Annotated in this window: 14 protein-coding genes and 1 pseudogene; 4 read left to right on the forward strand and 11 right to left on the reverse strand. The window is 74.4% G+C overall.

The features are described 5' to 3' along the window. Positions 1–281: 281 nt before the first annotated feature. The 9 genes from CLT71_RS09840 to CLT71_RS09880 all read right to left on the reverse strand — a co-directional run bounded on the left by CLT71_RS09840 (position 282) and on the right by CLT71_RS09880 (position 12,525). Positions 282–3,224, reverse strand: a complete 2,943-nt coding sequence (locus CLT71_RS09840; RefSeq protein WP_101366846.1) for an AAA family ATPase — start codon at positions 3,222–3,224, stop codon at positions 282–284. A gap of 138 nt (positions 3,225–3,362) precedes the next feature. Then, positions 3,363–4,343, reverse strand: a complete 981-nt coding sequence (locus tag CLT71_RS09845) for a DNA topoisomerase IB (RefSeq protein WP_101366847.1) — start codon at positions 4,341–4,343, stop codon at positions 3,363–3,365. Further along, positions 4,327–5,289, reverse strand: a complete 963-nt coding sequence (locus CLT71_RS09850) for a glycosyltransferase family 9 protein (protein ID WP_101366848.1) — start codon at positions 5,287–5,289, stop codon at positions 4,327–4,329. The genes CLT71_RS09845 and CLT71_RS09850 overlap by 17 nt, the downstream gene beginning before the upstream one ends. Continuing rightward, positions 5,286–5,954 carry an SDR family oxidoreductase gene (locus CLT71_RS09855; protein WP_101371299.1) on the reverse strand — a complete coding sequence of 223 codons (669 nt, stop codon included), beginning with the start codon at positions 5,952–5,954 and terminating at the stop codon, positions 5,286–5,288. The genes CLT71_RS09850 and CLT71_RS09855 overlap by 4 nt, the downstream gene beginning before the upstream one ends. Positions 5,955–6,055: 101 nt before the next feature. Then, positions 6,056–7,822 (reverse strand): PfkB family carbohydrate kinase, encoded by a 1,767-nt coding sequence (locus CLT71_RS09860; protein WP_486483172.1) that lies wholly within the window; start codon positions 7,820–7,822, stop codon positions 6,056–6,058. Beyond that, positions 7,819–8,574 (reverse strand): SIS domain-containing protein, encoded by a 756-nt coding sequence (locus tag CLT71_RS09865; RefSeq protein ID WP_101366850.1) that lies wholly within the window; start codon positions 8,572–8,574, stop codon positions 7,819–7,821. Before CLT71_RS09865 ends, CLT71_RS09860 begins: the two co-directional genes overlap by 4 nt. Next, a complete protein-coding gene (locus CLT71_RS09870) occupies positions 8,571–9,791 on the reverse strand; it encodes a glycosyltransferase (RefSeq protein ID WP_101366851.1) in 1,221 nt (406 codons plus the stop codon). The genes CLT71_RS09865 and CLT71_RS09870 overlap by 4 nt, the downstream gene beginning before the upstream one ends. Next, the gene (locus CLT71_RS09875) at positions 9,776–10,753 is read right to left on the reverse strand and encodes a glycosyltransferase (RefSeq protein ID WP_101366852.1); all 978 of its coding nucleotides are present in this window, start codon (positions 10,751–10,753) and stop codon (positions 9,776–9,778) included. Before CLT71_RS09875 ends, CLT71_RS09870 begins: the two co-directional genes overlap by 16 nt. Continuing rightward, the gene (locus tag CLT71_RS09880) at positions 10,750–12,525 is read right to left on the reverse strand and encodes an HAD-IIIA family hydrolase (RefSeq protein WP_101366853.1); all 1,776 of its coding nucleotides are present in this window, start codon (positions 12,523–12,525) and stop codon (positions 10,750–10,752) included. The genes CLT71_RS09875 and CLT71_RS09880 overlap by 4 nt, the downstream gene beginning before the upstream one ends. A 280-nt stretch (positions 12,526–12,805) precedes the next feature. Here CLT71_RS09880 and CLT71_RS09885 point away from each other — a divergent pair. Next, positions 12,806–13,570: pseudogene (locus CLT71_RS09885) on the forward strand (polyprenol monophosphomannose synthase); the annotation flags it as partial. 788 nt (positions 13,571–14,358) lie between these two features. On the opposite strand, the gene CLT71_RS09890 reads toward CLT71_RS09885, so the two are convergent. Next, positions 14,359–15,960 carry a phytoene desaturase family protein gene (locus CLT71_RS09890; protein WP_101366854.1) on the reverse strand — a complete coding sequence of 534 codons (1,602 nt, stop codon included), beginning with the start codon at positions 15,958–15,960 and terminating at the stop codon, positions 14,359–14,361. A gap of 121 nt (positions 15,961–16,081) precedes the next feature. Here CLT71_RS09890 and CLT71_RS09895 point away from each other — a divergent pair, with 121 nt between their 5' ends. Continuing rightward, positions 16,082–17,521: an aldehyde dehydrogenase family protein gene (locus CLT71_RS09895; protein WP_101366855.1), complete on the forward strand. Its 1,440-nt coding sequence runs from the start codon at positions 16,082–16,084 to the stop codon at positions 17,519–17,521. Positions 17,522–17,628: 107 nt separating this feature from the next. On the opposite strand, the gene CLT71_RS09900 is transcribed toward CLT71_RS09895, so the two are convergent. Continuing rightward, a complete protein-coding gene (locus CLT71_RS09900; protein WP_101366856.1) occupies positions 17,629–18,051 on the reverse strand; it encodes a ChaB family protein in 423 nt (140 codons plus the stop codon). Between the two features lie 185 nt (positions 18,052–18,236). Here CLT71_RS09900 and CLT71_RS09905 point away from each other — a divergent pair, with 185 nt between their 5' ends. Next, positions 18,237–19,220, forward strand: a complete 984-nt coding sequence (locus CLT71_RS09905; protein WP_101366857.1) for a YihY/virulence factor BrkB family protein — start codon at positions 18,237–18,239, stop codon at positions 19,218–19,220. Positions 19,221–19,294: 74 nt separating this feature from the next. Then, a complete protein-coding gene (locus CLT71_RS09910; protein ID WP_101366858.1) occupies positions 19,295–19,705 on the forward strand; it encodes a DUF2795 domain-containing protein in 411 nt (136 codons plus the stop codon). Positions 19,706–19,711: the final 6 nt, after the last annotated feature.

Raw genomic sequence — 19,711 nt, forward strand, 5'->3', positions numbered from 1 at the left:
CCCTCGCTGCCCCGGCCACCTCTGCCGAGCGGTCAGACGCCCGATCGCTCACAACGGCAGCCAGTCCTCGTCGGTTGGTCCACCTTGGTCCGCCTCCGTCGGTCCACCGTCGTCGGCGGCGGTGACCGCAGACGGTGGAGCAGCCGGATTTCTGCCCACCCGGCTGTCACCCGGCTGCCGCGTCACGGTCGTCGGTTCCGGGTCGGGCAAGGAGGGTCCGGCATTCACGCTTGCAGCGTGCGCAGGCCGGCACGGCGTAGCAATGGCGGAAAGACCGCCAACTAAATCGGCGGTGGACCGGCAACGCTGGCGGGTGCGCCGGAGATCCGGTCCCGGACCTGCCTGCGGGAGCCCGCATGGAGCTTGCGGGTCACCGCTGCGACGTGCTTCTCGACGGTGCTTACCGACAGGTACAGCGCGTCGGCGATATCCTGGTTCGTCCGGCCGTCGGCCACCAGCGCAGCCACCTCACGCTCCCGGGGGGAGAGCTGGTCACCGTAGCCGCGCCGACCCCGGCGGTGCCGGGCCGGGACGGCCACCCCGTACCGGCGGGCGGAGCGCGCGGCCCGGTCCAGGTCCCAGCTGGCGCCCAGCCGCTGGTAGGTCGCCAGTGCCGTACGCAACGACTCAGCGCCCGCCGGGTCCCCACCGGCGAACTGGCACCCGGCCGCCCGCTCCCGGGCCTGCGCCGCCTCGTACGGGCAGCGCAGCTGGTCGTACTCGGCAGCGGCAGCCAGCAGGCCTGTGGCGGCGGACCGGCACCGGTGCCATGCCGCCGCGAGCACTCCCCTCGAATGGCGCAGGGCTGCCCCGGCCAGCGGGACATCCAGTGTTCGCAGCTCCCTGGCCGCCCGGGTGAGCAGTTCCCGAGCACCTGCCAGATCGCCAGCGGCGACCAGCGCCTCGGTCATCGCCGGCAGGCACCGGACGATCGGGGCCCAGATGCCTCGTCGCACGATCACCGCGATCTGCTGCCGCGCCATAGCCGCCGCGCCTGCCGGGTCGCCGTCGGCGAGCGCGAGGCGAAGGGCGGCGGCGGTGCCGAGGCCGCCGTGGCTGAGCACGGCCGAGCCGTCCGTGGCTGGCGCGCCCAGCCGTTCCCGTGCCTCGGCCACCTCCCCTCGGGCCAGCCGCAGCCCACCGGCGATCAGCTCCACCTCGGTCCGCGCCGGTACGAAGTCGACGAGCTGGTCGAAGAGCCGCTCCACCCGGGGCAGCAGGCCGTCCCACTCCCCCGTGCAGTAGTCGAGGAGAGCACGGGCCGACAAGAGGCTGGCGCCGCGCTGCGGCAACTCCCACGCGCCCGGGTACGCCGACGCTCGGGCGATCAGCTCGGCGGCCCGGTCGTGGTGTCCGGCATAGCACGCCTCGACCCCGATCGCGTACCACGCCCACGCCTCGACCCGGTGCTGCCGCCGCGCCGCCCCCGGGTCGGCCGCGGCGATCCGGTCGAGCCGGTCCAGTAGCTCGGGCCAGTGCCGGTCTCCGTGCAGCACCTGCACCATCGCCACCTTGCCCAGCATCCGGATCTGGACCTCCGCAGCGGTTACCTGCGTCAGCTCGGTCAGGGCACGCTGTTGCCAGTCCCGGTACTCGGCCAGGGGCACATCCAGGTCGAGCGGTATTCCCAGGCAGGCCATCGCCCAGGCCCGCAGGTCGTGCCGGCGGGGATCGAGATGTTCCACCGCCACCCGGCACAGCTCCCGTTGCTGGTACAGGTCGCTGCGACCCGCGTCCATCGCTATCGCGGTCAGCAGGGACAGCTCGCCCCGGACCAGCGGGTGCAGGTCCCGGTCCAGAACCGCCAGCAGCAGGTCCACGACATCCTCGTCGCCGGCGTCGCCGCCGCTCAACAGACGACCGAGGGTCACCGCGATCCGCCCCGCCCGATCGGCAGTCAGCGGCGCGTCGCGCAGCAGCTCCTCCAGCAGCCGGACAGCCTGCGCGCCGTGCCCCACCGCCAGCGCCTGCTCGGCAGCCTGCTCGGCGGCGTCCACCCAGGAATCCGTACGGCTCGCCCGGCGCAGATGCGCGGCGATCTGGCCCAGCGGCGGCGGGTCCAGCAGCCGCAGCGCCTCCGCCGCCTGGGCGTGCAGCCGAGCACGGTGCAGCTCGGGGATCGCGCCGTAGACCGCCTGGGCCGCCAGCACGTGCCGGAAGCCCACCCCGTCGCCATCCTCGGCCAGCACCCCGGCGGCCAGCGCCTCCTCCACCGCGCCCCACACCCGGGGTGGCGGTAGCCGGCAGGTGTCGGTGAGCACCGCCAGTGACACGAAGCCCTGGAGAACGGCCGCGGCGGCCAGCACCGACCGGGTGTCGAGCCCAAGGTGGCCGATCCGCTCGAGCACCTGGTCCCGGATTCCGGCCGGTACGTCCAGCCGGTCCAGCGCGCGGCGGGCCCAGCTGCGCTGCCGGTACACCACACTGCCCTTGGCGCGCAGCAGCGCCAGCAGCTCCTCGATCGCGAACGGGAGGCCGGAGGCCCGCTCGCACAGGTAACCGGCGAACCCTTCGGAGATCCGGTCGACGCCGAGGATGGCGGCGGCCAGGGCACCGGTGCCGGCGACGTCCAGCGGCGCCAGGCGTACGTGTGCCTGGTGCACCGCCGCCGGCAGGCGGGCCGAGAGCGCACGGACCGGTGCGGCGACCTCCTCGTCCCGGTAGGTCAGCACCATCGACAGTTCGGACGGCGGGTCGGCCAGCAGGTAGCGCAGGAAGTCAGGGGTGTCCGCGTCGGCCCAGTGCAGGTCCTCCAGCACCAGCACCAGCGGCCCCGCCACCCGTAGCAACTCGACCAGTCCGCGGAAGACGCGATGCCGCTCGACGCGCCGGTCGGTGGTCGGCTCGGGCAGCGGTGGCAGTACGTCGCTCAGCTCCGGCACCAACGGGCGCAGGGCACCGGCCACCGTGGAGAGACTGGCGCCGCGCAGCGCTCCGCGCAGCAGGCGGACGGCCTCGATCACCGGAAACAGCGGAAACGGGTCGGTCACCTGCCGGCAGGCCGCCACCACGACCGGCCGGCCGATGTCGGGCTCGCGGGAACGCAGCTCGTCCACCAGGCGGGTCTTGCCGATGCCGGCCTCGCCGTCCACCACCACGAGCGAGGGCGGTCGGCTCACCGCCTCGACCAGCACCGCCAGCTCACGGTGGCGACCGACCAACGCCACCGCGGAAATCGCGCCGGGATCGCCGGGTACCGAGGACGCCTTCGCCGCCGTGGACATGGCGCCTCCCCTGTATAGCCGAGATTGCTGGCATTGTGGCACGTCACCATGCGGGTCAGGGATCGCCGGCCGGGAGGTCGCCGATGCGTGGCGCGTGGCGCCGACTCGCTGGTCTCGGCCGGTGCGACCGGGGCTTCGTTACCTGGTGAGAAGCGCCAGTACGGCGCGTTCGGCGTCGGCGTCGGTGCTGTCCGGGGTCACCTCGACGACCGTCCCGTTCTGGTAGAGGTCGATCAGCCGGGGGTCCACATAGGATGTCCGAGCAACCGCCGGGGTGTTGCCGAGCCGGCCGGAGACCCGGCGCATCGCCTCGGCGATCACCCGACGCCGGGCGGTCACCGAGCGCTGCGGCCCCGCCTCGGCGAGCGCCCGGGACGCCCAGAGCGTGGCGTGCCAGGTGCGGAAGTCCTTCGCCGTCATCTCGCCCCCGCTGGCCGTACGCAGGTAGTCGTTCACCTCGTCGCTGCGCACGTCCCGCCAACTGCGGCCGTCCCAGTAGCCGAAGAGCCGCTGGGCGGCACGCCGCCGTCGACGCAGTTCCCGCAGCACCCGGCACGCCTCGGTGTCGTCGATCCGGCACACCTGGTCGATGCCGCCCTTGGCCGGGAACTCGAAGACCACCGCGCCGTTGCGGGTACGGGTGTGCTCGGGCCGGAGGGTGGCGACCCCGAACGTCGGGTCGTCGCCGGCCGCGTACTGGTCGCTGCCGATCCGGAAACTGCCCATGTCGAGCAGCCGGGCCACGGTCGCCAGTACCCGGGGCCGGCGCAGGCCCCGCCCGGCCAGGTCGGCACAGACCTGCTCCCGCAACACCGGCAGCCGGGCGGCGACCTCAAGCACGTGGTCGAACTTGGCCTGGTCCCGTCGGGCCCGCCAGGTCGGGTGGTAGAGGTACTGCCGGCGCCCGGCCGCGTCGGTGCCGACCGCCTGGATGTGCCCGGCCGGGTGCGGGCAGATCCAGACGTCCTTCCAGGCGGGCGGAATCACCAGCTCGCGGAGCCGGGTCAGCTCGTCCCGGTCCCGGATCGCCTGCCCCCGCGTGTCCAGGAAGACCACGCCGCGACCGTGCCGGCGCCGCCCGTACCCGGGGGCGGAGAGGTCGCTACGCCGCAACCGCACGGCTGCCCCGCCCCAGTCGGTCTACCTCCCCGGCCGCCCCCAGCACCTCGTCCACCCCGATCGCGGCGAGCGCCGGATGGATCCGGGACTCCTCGTCCGGCTGCCAGGCCCGGCCGGAACCCGGTGACCGGTGCAGAGCCCGGTGCCAGGGCCGGTCCGGCGGCGGGCCCCAGAGTTGCGGCCGGATCGGCCCGAACAACACCACCGACGGCGTCCGGTACGCGGTGGCGAGGTGCGCGACCCCGGTGTCCGTACTCAGCACCAGTCGGGCGTGCCCGACCACGGCGGCCAGCTCGACCAGGGTGAGCCGGCCGGCGAGTACCGCCGTGTTCGGCAGTCCGGCCCCGGTCGCCACCCGCTGCGCCAGATCCCGTTCCTCCGGTGAACCGGTCACCACCACCCGGTGCCCGGTCCGGGTCAGCTCCCGGGCCAGCGTGCCGAACCGTTCCGCCGACCAGCGGCGCGCGCTCCCCTTGCCGCCAGGGTGTACGACCGTCACCCCGACCGGTACCCGCCGGGGCGCCGGGCGGCGCAGGTCCAGGTCGTCGGGGTCACACGCGATGCCGTACCAGCGCAGCAGCCGGCACCAGCGGCGTACCTCGTGCTCCTCCGCCCGCCACTCCGGCCCGTCGAGATGGCCGGCCTCGGCACAGTGGTAGCCACAGAGCCGTTCCGCGCCGGCGGAGGCGAGCAGCCGGTGCGACTGCGGACCCCTACCGTGCAGGTTGACCGCCCAGTACGGTGCCGGCCCGGCCCAGTCGACCGGGTCCAGCCCGTCGGTCGGCAGCACGTTGTCCACGTCGCCGACCAGCTCCACCAGCGGGGTGAGCCAGTCCGGGGCGGCCACCGTCAGGGTGTGCTCCGGAAACGCGGCACGCAGCCCGCGCAGCGCCGGCACCGCCGTCGCCAGATCACCCACTCCGAGCGCCCGCAGCACCAGGATCACGGATAGGACGTTTCCCGGTCGGCGCAGACCACCATCTCCCGGATCGCGCATCCGGGCGGCTGGCGCAGGGCGAAGAGTACGGCCTCGGCGACGTCCGCGGGATCGTTGAGTGCCGCGTCGGCGCCCGGCCGGTACTGCGGGTCGCGCTCGTCGAAGAAGGCGGTACGCATCCCGCCCGGTATCAGCAGCGTCACCCCGACCGTTCCAGCCAGTTCGGCGGCGAGTGCCCGGGTGAAGCCGACCACCCCGAACTTCGCCGCGCAGTAGGCGGTCGCGTCCCCGACCGCCTTGACCCCGAGGGTGGAGGCGACGGTGACCACCGAGCCGCGCGAGCGTTCCAGGTAGGGCAACGCGGCCCGGATCACGGCGGCGGTGGCCAGCAGGTCGACAGCCACCACCCGTTCCCAGGTCTCCGCCGGCACCTCGCCGAGCCGCCCCGGTACGTCGACTCCGGCGGCGGTGACCACCCCGGCCAGCCCGCCGGCCTGCTCGGCGAGTTCCCGGGTGGCCGCCTCGGCGGCCCGGGTGTCGGCGAGATCGCACTGCCGCCAGGGGGTGGGTGCGACCGGCGGGTGGCGGTCGAGCACCAGCGGTCGCCCGCCAGAGTTGGCGAGCGCGGCCACCACTGCCGCGCCGAGTCCGCTCGACCCGCCGCTGACCAGCACCGCTCCGTCGAGGGCACCGGCAGCGGCGGCGGCGCCACTTGCCGACGACAGGCCACCGGGCTGGGCGGACAGGGCGCCGCCGGCCCCGTCGAGACCGCCGCTCACCGGGTCCGTCCCACCGGTCGGCGGCCGGCCCGCGCTGCCGCGATCATCCCGGTCGTCGAACGCCCGTCCAGATAGGGCACCACCACGGTGTGACCGCCCCAGCGGTGCATGATCTCGGCCTCCGGCAGGTCCGGGCCGTCGGCACCGGTGCCGTAGTCGCCACCCTTCACCCAGATGTCCGGGCGCAGCCAGGCCAGCGCCGCGTGCGGAGTCGACTCGTCGAAGACCACCACCGCGTCGACGCAGCCGAGCGCGGCCAGCAGCCGGGCCCGGTCGGCGTGCCGGACCAGCGGCCGGTCCGGACCCTTGAGACCGGCGACGCTGTCGTCGGAGTTGACGCAGACGATCAGGCAGTCGCCGAGCTGGCGGGCCGCTTCCAGGGTGGCGACGTGCCCCGCGTGCAGCAGGTCGAAGCAGCCGCCGGTGGCCACCACCGTGCCGCCGGCCGCCCGGACCCGGGCGACCACCTCACCGGCGGCCCGGGGACCGATCCGGTCGCTCCAGTCCACCGCCGTGATCGGCACGGTGTCCAGCTGCTGTGCACCTCCGGAACGGCTCCGCCCCACCGCACCCGGCCGGGCCACCACACCAGGCCGCCCCGCCGCCCCGGGCCGCCGCACCGGGTCGGCACCGCCGCCGGCCGCCGGGACCGGGTCGACGGGAGCCACCGGGACGGGGCCGGCAGGAGCCCGCCGCATGCCGTCGGGCCTCGGGCCGGATGCCGACCGCGCGCCGTCGGGCGTCGGGTCGGACGCCGGCCCGGTGCCGCCGGGTGGCGAGTCGGCGGTCGACCGGGCACCGTCCGGGGTCGAGTCGGGTCCGCCGGGCGCCGACCTGGCACCGGTACGCTGCGCCGCGCCCCGGGGCGGAGCCGCCGGTACGGCACTCGCCACCCCGCCGGCCGCCACGTACCCGGACGCCTCCGCCACGGCCTGCTGCACCGCCTCGGAGACCAGCGCCCCGTCGGCCAGTGCCACTGTGGCGGCGGCGGCGAACCGGTCCCCGGCACCGCAGGTGTCACCGTCGGCGCAGGTCGGCGGCGGCACCACCAGCGGCGTGGACCCGGCGTGGCAGAGCAGCGCGCCCTCCCCGCCCATCGTCACCACCACCGCGCCGACCCGCCAGCGCTGGCGCAGCGTCTGGGCGGACCGTGCCGCGCCGACCAGTCGGGAGCCGCCGGTCGCCACCCCGGCCAACTCCCGGGCCTCCACCTCGTTCGGGGTGGCCAGCCGGACGCCGGGTACCGCCGCCGGGCCACGCGGATGCGGGTCCCAGACGATCGGCGCGGCGGTGCCGGCCAGTGCCGTACGCAGGGCCGGCAGCCTCGCCACCCCCCGGCCGTAGTCGCTGACCAGGATCCCGGCCGCCCCGGCCAGCAGGTCGAGTACGGCCTCGCTCGGCTCGCCGGGTGGTCCGGCCGGCCCGCCCCGGTCGTGCCGGAGCAGCACCCGCCCCCGGGTCCGCAACCGGATCTTCTCCGGGGTCGCCCCGGGCAGCGGCAGCCCGTAGACCTGCACCCCGGCAGCGGTGAGCAGATGGCTGAGCCGAGCGCCTCCCTCGTCGTCGGCGAGCGCGGTGACCAGGGCGACCTCGTACCCGCGCCCGACGGCGAAGAGCGCGGCCAGCCCGGCACCACCCGGCCGGTCGACGCAGTTGTTCTCGTCCAGCACCGGCACCGGCGAGTCCGGGCAGAGCCGGTTCACCACGCCCTCCACGTCCCGGTCGAGCAGCGTGTCACCGACGACCACGATTCTTCCGGTCACGGCGCCTCCTCAGCTCCGGCCGGCCGGAGCGTGCCGGGTACCCGCAGCACCAGTTCGTCCTCCACCCCGGAGGGGCGTACCGGGGCGGCACCGGTCGGCCGGCCCGGACCGGTACCCGGTGACGTCGCCACGCTGGCCACCGCCGGTACCGGGTTGACGTGGCTGGCCGGGCCGAACGGCACCGGCAGGTACGCGTCGACGTAGGCGCAGAGCACGTGTGCCGAGACCAGGTGAAGTTCCTGCACCACCTGGCTGTCCGGGCAGGGTACGGCGAGCACCTCGGTGCAGGCGTCGGCGAGCGGGTTCGGCGTCGGGCCGGTCAGCGCCCAGCAACGCATCCCCAGTTCCCGTCCGGCTCGGGCCGCCCGGACCAGGTTGGCGCTGCGCCCACTCGTGGAGAGCAGCAGCAGTACGTCGTCGGGGCGGCCGTGCGCGCGTACCTGCCGGGCGAAGATCTCGTCGAAGCCGTAGTCGTTGCCGATCGCGGTAAGCGACGAGGTCTCGGCGCAGAGCGCGATCGCCGACAGCGGCGCCCGGTCGTCGCGCAGTTTGCCGACCAGCTCGGCGGTGAGATGCTGCGCCTCGGCCGCGCTGCCACCGTTGCCGGCGACCAGGATCCGGCCTCCCCCGGCGAGCAGCCGGGCCAGTTCGTCGCCCCAGCGGGCCAGCCGGGCCGCCTCGGTCCGGTACGGCAGCAGCGCGGCGGCGAGCCCGGCCAGGTGGCTGTCCAGCACCTCCATCGACGCGGTCATCCGGCGACCACCCCGCTCGGCCGGCGCACCTCGCTGACCGCCGTGTAGACGGCGGCGATCTGGTCTGCCGTCCGGGTCCACGAGTACCAGCGGCGGGCCCGGTCGAGTGCGGCGGCGGCGTACCCGTACCGGCGTACCCGGTCGGCGAGCAGGTCCCGGACGGCGGTACCGAGCGCCTCCGGGTCACGCGGCGGCACCAGATCGCCGGTACGCCCGTGCACGACCGTGTCGGTGAGCCCGCCGACGGCGGTACCGACGACCGGCACACCGCAGGCCATCGCCTCCAGTGGAGTCAACCCGAACGGCTCGTACCAGGGGGCGGCGACCAGCACGTCCGCCGACCGGTACCAGTAGGGCATCTCCTCGCGCGGGACGGCGCCGATCAGGCGTACCCGATCGGCGACCCCGACCTCGTCGGCGAGCGCGCGCAGCCGGCGGACCTGCGGGTCGTCGTCGACCTCGCCGGCCGGCGGCCCACCGACCACCACGCACTCGGCGTCCGGGATCATCGGCATCGCCCTGATCACGTCCTGGTAGCCCTTCCGCTCGACCAGCCGGCCGACGGTGAGGATCCGGGGCCGGCCGGGCACCCGGGGCACGGCCGGGCCGTCGGGCGAGAAGGTCTCGTCGTTGACCCCGGACGGGATCACCGTCATCCGGGCCTGCGGCACCCCCATCCGGACCAGCTCGCGCACCTCGTCCTGGCTCTGCGCGATGACCCGGTCGACCGCCCGGCCCAGCGCCCGTTCGTAGCCGACCCGGCGGGCCGGGCTGGTGTCGGCGGCGCCCTGGTGGCGGCGCTTCACCGTGCCGAGCGCGTGGTAGGTCTGCACCACAGGTATCCCGGTCTGCCGGCCGGCGGCGATCCCGGCCAGCCCGCTCATCCAGAAGTGCGCGTGCACGACGTCCGGCACCCACTCGTCGCCGCGCCAGCGCGCCACCAGCCAGCGGCTGAAATCCTTCATGTACGGCAGCAGCTCGTCCTTGGCGATCGGCTCCGCCGGTCCGGCCGGTACGTGCACCACCTCGACCCCGTCGCGCAGGCGTACCGCCTCCGGTGCCTCGGCGCTGTCCCGCCGGGTGTAGACCCGCACCTCGTGGCCGGCGTCGGCGAGCGCGGCGGAGAGTTCGGCGACGTGCGTGTTCTGCCCGCCGGCGTCCTCGCCGCCGAGTACCGCGAGCGGGCTGGCGTGCTCGGAGATCATCGCGACGCGCATAGTTCCTCCTCCAGCAACCGGTCCCAGTCGGTCAGGAACCGGTCCAGGCCGTACCTGGCCTGCGCGACCTCGCGGGCCTGTCCCCCGAGCTGGTGGGCGGTCTCGGGTTCCGCCACGAGCTGCCGGGTGGCCGCCAGCAGCGTGTCGAGCCGGGTGGAGAGCGCACCCGCCTCCGGCGGTACCGCCTCGACCGCCTCGGTGGCGGCGAGCACCACCACCGGCATGCCCATGGCCATCGCCTCGATCAGGCTCAGCCCCAGCGACGTCCACCGGCACAGGTGCAGGTACGCCCGCCGCCGGGCGATCTCCGCCTGCATCCGCCCCTGCGGCAGGTCGTCGTAGACGGCGAGCCGGTCGGCGGGCAGCCCCAACCGGTCCGGTAGGCCGGCCACGCCCATGCCGAAGATGTCAAGCGGGGCGATCTCGGCGAAGAGCGGCAACAGGTCGGTGCCGGTGACCCGCCAGCGGCGTACCGGCTCGTTGACCACCACGGCGAGCCGGTCGAGTTCACCTGTGTACCGCGCGGTCGGCGCCACGATGCCGTGCTCCACCACAGTGGTCCGGGTGCCGCCGGTGTCCCAGAACAGCGCGTTGAAGTGCGTGACGTGTGCGATCAGCAGGTCGTCGCGGTCGGCCAGCGGATGGCGGCTGTTCGGCACGTTCCCCTCTTTCGGGGTGTTGTGCTCGACGAATATCGCCGGCAGGTCCCGGCCGACCCGCCGGCCCAGCCACTGCGCGACCAGATCGATCTCCTCCGGGCGTTGCAGGATCACCAGGTCCACGTCGGCGCCGGCCAGTTCCTCCGGGGTCACCTCGTCGACGGTGTCCGGCCACTGGTAGGTGCGGGCCCGGCCCAGGCCGTAGGGCCCCCGGTCCGGGGTGACCGGGACGAGGTACCGGTGTTTGCCGTGCACGAAGGCGGTGGTCCAGGAGCCGTGCACGTGCCAGAGCAGGATGTTCACGGCCGCACCTCCTCGACGCCGACCAGCGCCGGAGCCAGCGGCGCCAGCGCGGCCACCGGCGGTGGTGCGGCCGGCGAGGCACCGAGCAACCGGACCGCCTCGACCACCTCCGCCGGCTCGATGCCGGACAGGCACGGATGCCCGGGTACCGGACAGGTGGTGGCCCGGGTGTGCCGGCAGCCGGCGACGGCGGCACCGAGGCGTACGGTCGGCACCCGGTACGGCCCCCACTGTCCGAACGGGACGGTCGGGGCGAAGAGGCTCACCACCGGTACGCCGAGCGCGGCGGCCAGGTGTGCCGGCCCGGTGTTGCCGACGACCAGGCAACCCGCCCGGGCGATGATCGCCGCCAGCCCGGTCAACGAGGTCTGTCCGCCCAGGTCGATCCCGGTACGCCCGGCGACCCGCGCGGTCAGGGTCCGCTCCCCCGGCCCGCCGGTCACCACCACCCGGTGCCCGGCGCCGGTCAGCGCCGACACGATCTCGGCACAGAGTTCGGGTGGGCAGGACCGGGCCTGCACGGACGACCCGGGATGCAGCACGACGTACCCCGGGTCGGGCAGCGTACCGTCGGCGGACGCCGCCGTCTCCGCCCCGGCGCGCAGCCGCAGCACCGGCTGATCCCCGGGCGGCAGCACGAAGCCGGCCGCCGCCGCGAGTGACAGCGCCCGTTCCGCCTCGGGTATCCCCGCCGGCACCCGGTGTCGCACGTCGAGCAACGAGCCCGGATAGTCCGGGCTGATCGCCGAGATCCGGCCCACCCCGGCCATCCGCAGCACCAGGGCGAGCGGCAGCGCGGACTGGTGGAAGGAGGTGAACAGCACCGCCTCCTCGGCACCGGTCCCGGCGAGCCGGGCGGTCAACAGCTCCACCTCGGCCCGGTCGACCGGGCCGGGTTCGGGGTCGATCCAGGGCAGCCGCCACTCGACCAGCTCGTCCACCCCGGGCAGCAGTTCGGCGGCGTCCCGGCCGCGCGGCCCGCAGAGCATCACCACCCGGTCGGCTCCGGCGGCCACGGCCCGGATCGCCGGACCGGTCACCAGCACGTCCCCGGCCGAGTCCGGCCGGGCCACCAGCACACAGCGGGGACGCCCACGTGGCACGTCCGGCACCGAGCCGGCCAAGCGGTGCCGCCGCAGGATCAGGTCGACCGCGCCGCCCAGGTCACCGGCGACGGCTGGCGCGGCGGCGACCTCCTCCGGCCGGGTCGCCGCGGTGGGTACCAGTACCGCACTCGCTCCGGCCGCACCGGCCGCGGTCATGTCCGCGCCGATGTCGCCGACCAGTACGCATCGGGTGGGCTCGGTACCGAGCGCGCGGGCCGCGTCCCAGACCATTCCCGGTGCGGGCTTGCGGCAGCGGCAGCCCGACTCACCAGGTGGAGGCTCGGCGTGCGGGCAGACCTGCCAGGTGTCGAAGGGGCCCAGAAGCTCGTCGACCCGGGCGTTGACCCGGGCCAGATCGGCGGAACTGAACCGGCCACGGGCCACCCCGGACTGGTTCGTCACCACCCCCAACCGCAGCCCCGCCGCACGGAGCCGGTCGAGCGCCTCCCGGGCACCCGGCATCGGTCGGACCAGCCTCGGATCCCCGTTGTACGGCACGTCGTGGACAAGCGTGCCGTCCCGGTCGAAGAGCACCGCGTCGAACAGGCCGGCGGTGGTCCACACCCCGGCCGGGCCACCGTGCGGTGCCCCTGACCTGCACTGATGCGGGTCGACCTGGTCGTTGCGCACGGCCGGCGGGTTCCCGGGGGCAGGAGGAGTAAACATCACTGCGCCCCGGCCGGACGGGCGCGCCCGACCCGACCGACGTCCCCGTCGGGCCTGCGGTGACGCCCGGTCACCGTCACCCGTCGGCATACCCCGGCCGGCTCGCCGCTATCCAGCGCCGAACCGTTACCCGCGCCGAGCCGGCGATTTTTCGGGCCCCCAGACGGAGTTCATCGAGGTACGGGCCGGTTTTCGCCCCCTCCGGGCCGTGTTGTGGCCCGCGCGCTGCGTCAAGTTAGGCTTTGCCCCTGACCGCTGTCGGCCAACCGAGGATGCCCCGATGATCGAACCCGTACAGCTGCCCTCTCCCTGGCGGGACGTGCGCCTGACCGTCGTCGTTCCCACCTACAACGAGGCGGGGAACCTTCCCGTGCTGGTCGAGCGACTGCTCGCCCTGCCGCTTCCCGGGCTGCACATCCTCGTCGCCGACGACAACTCCCCGGACGGCACCGGCGAGGTGGCCGACAAGCTCGCGATCGAGCACCCCGAGCGGATCCAGGTGGTGCACCGGGCCGGCAAGGAAGGGCTCGGGCGGGCGTACGTCGACGGGATGACCCGCGCCCTGGAAGCCGGTGCGGAGTACGTGGCACAGATGGACGCGGACCTGTCCCACCCGCCGGAGGCGCTGCCCGGGATGCTCGGTTCGCTGCTCTCCACCCGGGCCGGTGTGGTGATCGGCTCCCGGTACGTCCCCGGAGGACAGCTCGACGAGGCATGGCCGCTGTACCGCCGGGCGCTGAGCGGTTGGGCCAACTTCTACGTGCACACCCTGCTCCAGGTGCGGATCCGGGACCTCACCGCCGGCTTCAAGATCTGGCGGGCGGACGCGCTGCGCGACATCGGCCTGCACCGGGTGCAGTCCAACGGCTACAGCTTCCAGGTCGAGATGCACTACCTGGCCACCAAGCTCGGGCACACGATCCTCGAGGTGCCGATCCGGTTCCAGGAGCGCCTCGAGGGCGACTCGAAGATGACCACCGCGACCAAGATCGAAAGCGCGCTGATGCCGTTCAAGCTGCGCGGCCGGCACCGCAACATCACCCGGTTGCCGGGTACATCCCGTACGGTCGAACGCCCGGCTGCCGACGAGATCCCGCCGTCGCCGTCAACCGAGGTACCGGCGCCGGCGGATGTCACGGAGTCGGTGAAGGTCCAGGAGCCGGTGAAGGTCGAGGAGTCGGCCGTGGTCGCGACACCGGTCGAGACGCCGACGCTGGTCGAGGTCACGAAGTCGACCGAGGCTGTAGCGCTGGTCGAGGCCACGAAGCCGGCCGAGGTCGCAACGCCGGCCGAGGTAGCGCCAGTCGAGGCCGCAACGCCAGTCGAGGCCGTAGCACCCGCCGAGGGCGCAACGCCGACCGAAGTCCCAACGCCGACCGAGGCCGCAACGCCGACCGAGGCCGCAGCGGCGGTCGAGGCGCCGAAGCCGACGAAGGCTGCGCGGCCGGCAAAGGCCACGAAGGCGGTGAAGGCTGCGAAGGCGACCCCGGCGACGAAGGCGACCCCGGCTGCGAAGGCGACCAAGGCTACGAAGGCGACCAGGGCCGCGAAGTCGACCAAGAGCACGGAGGGGGCGGGAGCCGCCGAGTCGGTGACGGCCACGGAGGCTGCCGACCTCGCCGGAATCGACGAAGCCGGCAGCGCCGACAAGCTGGCCGCCCCGACGACCCCGGCCAGGCGCAAGCGAGCCCGGCCAAGCGCGAGCGGCGCGGGGTCGAGCACAAGCGGCACAGGTCAAGCCTGAGCGGCACAGGTAAGGCGTGATCGGCCCGGGTCAGCTGTGAGGGCCCGGGTCGGCTCTGAACGGCCCGGGCCGGCGATGAGCGGCCCGGGTCAGGCGTAGACGGCGCGCTGTGCGCGGGCGAGCGCGGCGGCGTACGCGCGGCCGGTCAGGGCGCGGTCCCTGGCGAGTGCCGCCCGGGCCGCGTTCGCCCCCGGGCTGCCGTGCACCCCGGCGCCCGGGTGCGCGGACGCACTGGCCAGGAAGAGCCGGTCGACAGGGGTGTCCGCCCGGCCCAACCCGGGCACCGGGCGGAGAAAGAGTTGCTGGTAGGCAGCGGCCGTACCGCCGCCCACCGCACCACCGACCAGGCTCGGATTGCCGGCCGCCAGCTCCGCCGGCCCGGCCACGTGCCGCGCCCTCACGAGCCGGCCGAACCCGGGCGCGGCCCGCTCCAGCAGCGCCTCGATCCGCTCCACGTGCGCCCCGACCTCCTCCGCCCGCCAGTTCCGCCGGAACGGCAGGTGGGTGTATGCCCAGAGCGACCCGGTACCGGCCGGCGAGCGGCTCGGGTCTGCCACCGTCATCTGCCCGGCCAGTACGAACGGCTCGGCCGGCAACTCGTCCCGGTGCAGTGCGGCCGCGTACCGTCGCAGGTCGGCGAGGTCGCCGCCGAGGTGCACCGTACCGGCGCCGCCGACCGCCGGGTCCCGCCACGGCACCGGCCCGGCCAGCGCCCAGTCCACTTTGACCGTGGAGCCGTCCCAGCGGAAGTGCTCCAGGTCCGCCACCAGCCGGGGCGGCAGCCGTTCCGCACCGACCAGGTCGAGGAAGAGCGCCGGGGCCGGCACGTCGGCCAGTACGGCACGGCGGGCCCGCCACAGCAGGCCGTCGGCCGAGCGGACCCCGACGGCCCGGTTCCGGGCCACCAGAACCCGGTCGACCGGAGTACCGGTGCGCAGCCGGCCGCCCCGCTCACGAAGCCGGGCCAGCAGCGCGTCGGTGATCCGCCCCGCCCCGCCGACCGGTACCGGCCAGCCCACCTGCTGGCCGAGCATGGCCAGTAGCCAGCCGTACACCCCGGAACCGGGCTCGTCCGGAGCGAGGTCGGTGTGCAGCGCGCAGCCGGTGAGCAGGGCCGGGCCGCCCGAGCCGGTGAAGAGTTCCGCCCCGAGCCGGGTGCTCGGCAGCATCATCCGGCGGGCCAGCCGCAGCATCCCGGCGGTACGCAACCGGCGGGCGAGCGCCAGTCCGCCACGTACCGGTGGAAAGGGGCTGAAGAGCGCGTCGAGCAGGGGCGCGGAGATCTGCCGCCACTGCGCGTACGCGTCGAGCCACCGCTCGCCGTCACCGTCGCCGAACCGCGCCACGGAGGCGGCGGTGACCTCGGGATCGCGGTTGAGCAGCACCGCACCGCCGTCCGGGAAGAGGTGCGCCAGCACGTCCGGCGCGTGCCGCCAGATCAGTCCGTGCTCGTCCAGCCGGAGCCGGCGCAGCACCGGCGAGGCGTAACCGAGCGGATAGAAGGCGCTGTAGAGGTCGCTCAGGTAGCCGGGGGCGGTCACCTCGGCCGACCGGACCGCTCCACCCGGCTCGCCGGTCGCCTCCAGCACCAGCACGTCCCACCCGGCGTCCACGAGCAGGTTCGCCGCGACCAGTCCGTTGTGCCCCGCTCCGACGACGACCGCGTCGGCGGTGTCCCCGAGCACCGTCACCCGAGCACCCTACCCCGGCTCACCCCTGGCCACCCCGGCCCCGGGCACCGGCTGCACGGACCTGCACCGCCACATTCAGCGGAATAGTTTCGACCGCCCGTACCGGGGCAAACTGCGCTCCATGTATCAGGTGCAGCAACTCATCGCCGGTGTGTGGGACGGCAGCGGCGACGCCGGATGGCTGACCGTACTCGATCCGGCCGACGGTACCCCGGTCAGCCAGGTGCCGGCGGCGACCGCCGCCGAGGTCGAGGCGACCGTCAAGGCGGCCCGGGCGATGGCGCCCCGGTGGGCCCGGACCGCTCCCGCCGACCGGGCGGGCGCGCTGCGGCTCGCCGCCGACGCGATCGAGGCCGCCGCCGACCGGCTCGCCGAGGCGGAGACCGCCGAGATGGGCCGGCCGCTGGCCGCCGCCCGCGCCGGGGTCCAGGCGGGGGTGTCGACGCTGCGCCAGTACGCCGAACTCGCCCCCGTGCGCGGCGGCCGCACCCTTGGCGGCAACGCCGACGCGATCGACCTGATGGTGCCGCAGCCACGTGGCGTGGTCGCCGTCGTGACGCCGTGGAACGACCCGGTCGCGGTCTCCTGCGGCCTGCTCGGCGCGGCGCTGGTCACCGGGAACACAGTCGTCTACAAGCCGAGCGAGCGGAGTACGGCCAGCGGTTGGCTGCTCGCCCGGCTGCTCGACGAGCATCTGCCGTCCGGGGTGCTGTCGCTGCTGACCGGCGGCGCCGAGGTGGGTGCCGCGCTCGCCGGGCAGGAGGTCGACGTGGTCGCGCACGTGGGTTCGACCGCCACCGGTCGGTCGATCGCCGCCGCCTGCGCCCGATCCGGCGCCAAGGCGCTGCTGGAGAACGGGGGCAGCGACCCGCTGATCGTCGACGGTGACGTCGACCCGCTCTGGGCGGCCCAGCAGGCTGCCACGGGTGCCTTCGCCAACGCCGGGCAACTCTGCGTCGCGGTGGAGCGGATCTATGTGCTCCGGCCGGTGTCGACCCGGTTCCTCGCCGCCCTGGTGGAGCGGGCCGAGGCGCTGCGGGCGGGGCCGGGCCGCGACCCGATGAGCGAACTCGGGCCGCTGGTCGACCGGCGACACCGCGACCATGTGCACGGGCAGGTCCAAGCGGCGGTCGCGGACGGCGCCACGGTGCTCACCGGCGGTACCGTGCCGGACGGACCGGGTTCCTTCTACCCGCCGACGGTACTGGCCGAGTGCACCGACCAGATGGCGGTGATGCGGGAGGAGACGTTCGGCCCGGTCGCCCCGGTGATGGTGGTGGAATCGTTCGACGAGGCGCTGTCACGGGCGGCGCACTCACCGTACGGGCTGGCGGCGACGGTACTGACCGGGTCGATGAACCACGCGCAGCGGGCCTGGCGGGAGCTTCCGGTCGGCACGGTGAAGATCAACGCCGTCTTCGGCGGGGCACCGGGCGGTGCCGCCGAGCCCCGGGGCGGCAGCGGCCAGGGCTTCGGGTACGGCCCCGAACTGCTCGACGAACTGACCGTCACCAAGGTGGTACACATCGAGGGGCCGGGCGGGGACGGCGGCCGGTGGTGAAAACCGGCCGCACCCCTACCCTGCCCACCGACCCGAGTGCCGGCGACCCGAGTGCCGGCTGAGTTGGGCGGCTGACCGCCCGGGTTCGGCAACGCCTCGCGGCGGGGTCAGCGGCGGTTGCGCGCCTTCTCCCGGCCACGGGCGGCGGTGGTCTTTCGGTTGTTCGCCTTCTGGATCGCGTCGACCAGCTCTGCCTTGGTCATCCGGGACCGCCCCTTGACGTCGAGCCGCTTGGCCACGTCCATCAGGTGCTCCTTCGGGGCGTTGGCGTCCACGCCACCGGCGGTCGGTGCACGGCGCGCCGGTCCACCGCCGGCCGCCTGCTCGTCGCTGGGGCCCTTACGCCCCTTCGGCTCCCAGTGGTCGCCGACCTTCTCGAACGAGTGCTTGAGCGCGGCGAACGCGGTCCGGTGCGACCGCTGCCCCTCGCCGTACGTCTCGACCGCCGAGTCGTGGGTCTTCGCCCAGGTGTCCTGGGCCTTGCGCGGCGAGCGTCGCAGGGTACTGGGCAGAACCTCGCGTCCGGGCATGATCTTCCTCCTCCGGATGGTTGGTCGTCTCCCTGGTTCGCTTTCCCGAGCCACCGTCGACAAACCCGGGCCTGCCGCGCGCCGGCCGGAGAGTTTGTCCGTTTCCCGCCCGGGGTACCGGGCAGCGCAACCCGGCCGGGCGCGCGACCGCGAGCCCGACCGGCCCCGCCAACCAGGGGGCGAGCATGGCGTCGACCACCGAACCGGTCACCGAGGCACCCGGGCGCAATCGCCGCCTCCCGGGCCGGCTGCGCCAGTTGCGCTTGTCGACCTGGCGGGGCGTACTCTTTCGCAGCGTCAAGCGCTTCCTGACGGACAACTGCGCCGACTGGGCCGCCGCGCTGACCTACTACGGGGTGCTGGCGCTCTTTCCCTGCGCGATAGTGATCGTCGCGCTGGTCGGCCTGGTCTCCAACGGGGAGCAGACCATCGACACCATCGCCGGGCTCGCCAAGGACATCGGCGCCGGCTCGGTGATCGCCAACGACGGGGTGCTCAACGTGCTGCGCGACGTGGTGGAGAGCCAGGGGTCGGCGAGGGTGCTGCTCGGCTTCGGCGTGGTGGCCGCGCTCTGGTCTGCCTCGGGCTACGTCGGGGCGTTCACTCGGGCCTCCAACGCGATCTACGGGGTCGCCGAGGGCCGGCCGTTCTACCTGCTGCGGCCGCTGCAACTCGGGCTGACCGCGATCGCGCTGGTACTGCTCGCGGTGGTGGCCACCGGGCTGATCGTGAGCGGACCGGTAACCGACGCGGTCGGCGACGCGCTGGCGCTCGGGAACGCGCCCCGGACCGTCTGGACCGTCGCCAAGTGGCCGGTTCTGGTCGCCATCGTCATGCTGCTGCTCTCGCTGCTGTTCTGGATCGCCCCGAACGTGCGGCAGCCCCGGTTCCGCTGGCTCACCGTCGGCGGCGCGGTCGCCCTCGTCTCCTGGGCCGTCGTCTCGGCCGGCTTCGGCTTCTACGTCTCCCGCTTCGGCTCCTACAACGTCACCTACGGCAGCCTCGGCGCGATCATCGCCTTCCTGGTCTGGCTCTACCTCTCCAACTGCGCGGTGATGCTCGGCGTGGAGATCAACGCCGAGGTGCAGCGCGGCCGGGCCCGCCAGGGCGGCGCCGAGGACCCGGTGGAGCCCGCGCTGCCGCCCAGGTCGCCGGCGGACGACGATTGACGTAGCCGGATCCCGTGACGATCGGCGTAGCCGTATCCCGTTTAGCGCGATTCCCCTCGGGTAGCGCATCAGACATGGAACGTGGGAACAGCAAGCACGGCCCCCGCCTGGACGAGCAGATGGACCGGGAGGTGCAGGGCGCGGTGCAGGGCTCGGTCGGTGGCCGCGCGGAGGAGTGGCGCGACCCCGAGCCGGCTGGCGAGGACCAGCCCGGCCTGACCAGGGCGCCCGGCAACGACACCCGCTCCGGTGCGCCGCAGGGCATGACCTCGGAGGAGGTCGAGCAGCGGAGCCGGCTGGGCCGGTTCATCCCGCTCTCCGCGCTGCCCGGTGACCGCGACGGACTGCGCCGCAGCGCCGAGGAGAACGAGGCGCCGGACGACATCCTCGCCGAACTGGATCGGCTGCCGGCGGATACCCAGTTCCAGACCGTCTCCGAGGTGTGGGCCGCACTCGGACACCCGAACGAGACCCGCCGCTGGTGACCGCCC

Source organism: Plantactinospora sp. CNZ320 (assembly GCF_002846275.1).

Bases quoted from the DNA above. Each gene is read 5' to 3' on its own strand.
- CLT71_RS09870 (WP_101366851.1), bottom strand. From the start codon at position 9,791: ATGCGCGTCGCGATGATCTCCGAGCACGCCAGCCCGCTCGCGGTACTC.
- CLT71_RS09910 (WP_101366858.1), top strand. From the start codon at position 19,295: ATGGAACGTGGGAACAGCAAGCACGGCCCCCGCCTGGACGAGCAGATG.
- CLT71_RS09880 (WP_101366853.1), bottom strand. From the start codon at position 12,525: ATGTTTACTCCTCCTGCCCCCGGGAACCCGCCGGCCGTGCGCAACGAC.
- CLT71_RS09905 (WP_101366857.1), top strand. From the start codon at position 18,237: ATGGCGTCGACCACCGAACCGGTCACCGAGGCACCCGGGCGCAATCGC.
- CLT71_RS09840 (WP_101366846.1), bottom strand. From the start codon at position 3,224: ATGTCCACGGCGGCGAAGGCGTCCTCGGTACCCGGCGATCCCGGCGCG.
- CLT71_RS09865 (WP_101366850.1), bottom strand. From the start codon at position 8,574: ATGACCGCGTCGATGGAGGTGCTGGACAGCCACCTGGCCGGGCTCGCC.
- CLT71_RS09895 (WP_101366855.1), top strand. From the start codon at position 16,082: ATGTATCAGGTGCAGCAACTCATCGCCGGTGTGTGGGACGGCAGCGGC.
- CLT71_RS09900 (WP_101366856.1), bottom strand. From the start codon at position 18,051: ATGCCCGGACGCGAGGTTCTGCCCAGTACCCTGCGACGCTCGCCGCGC.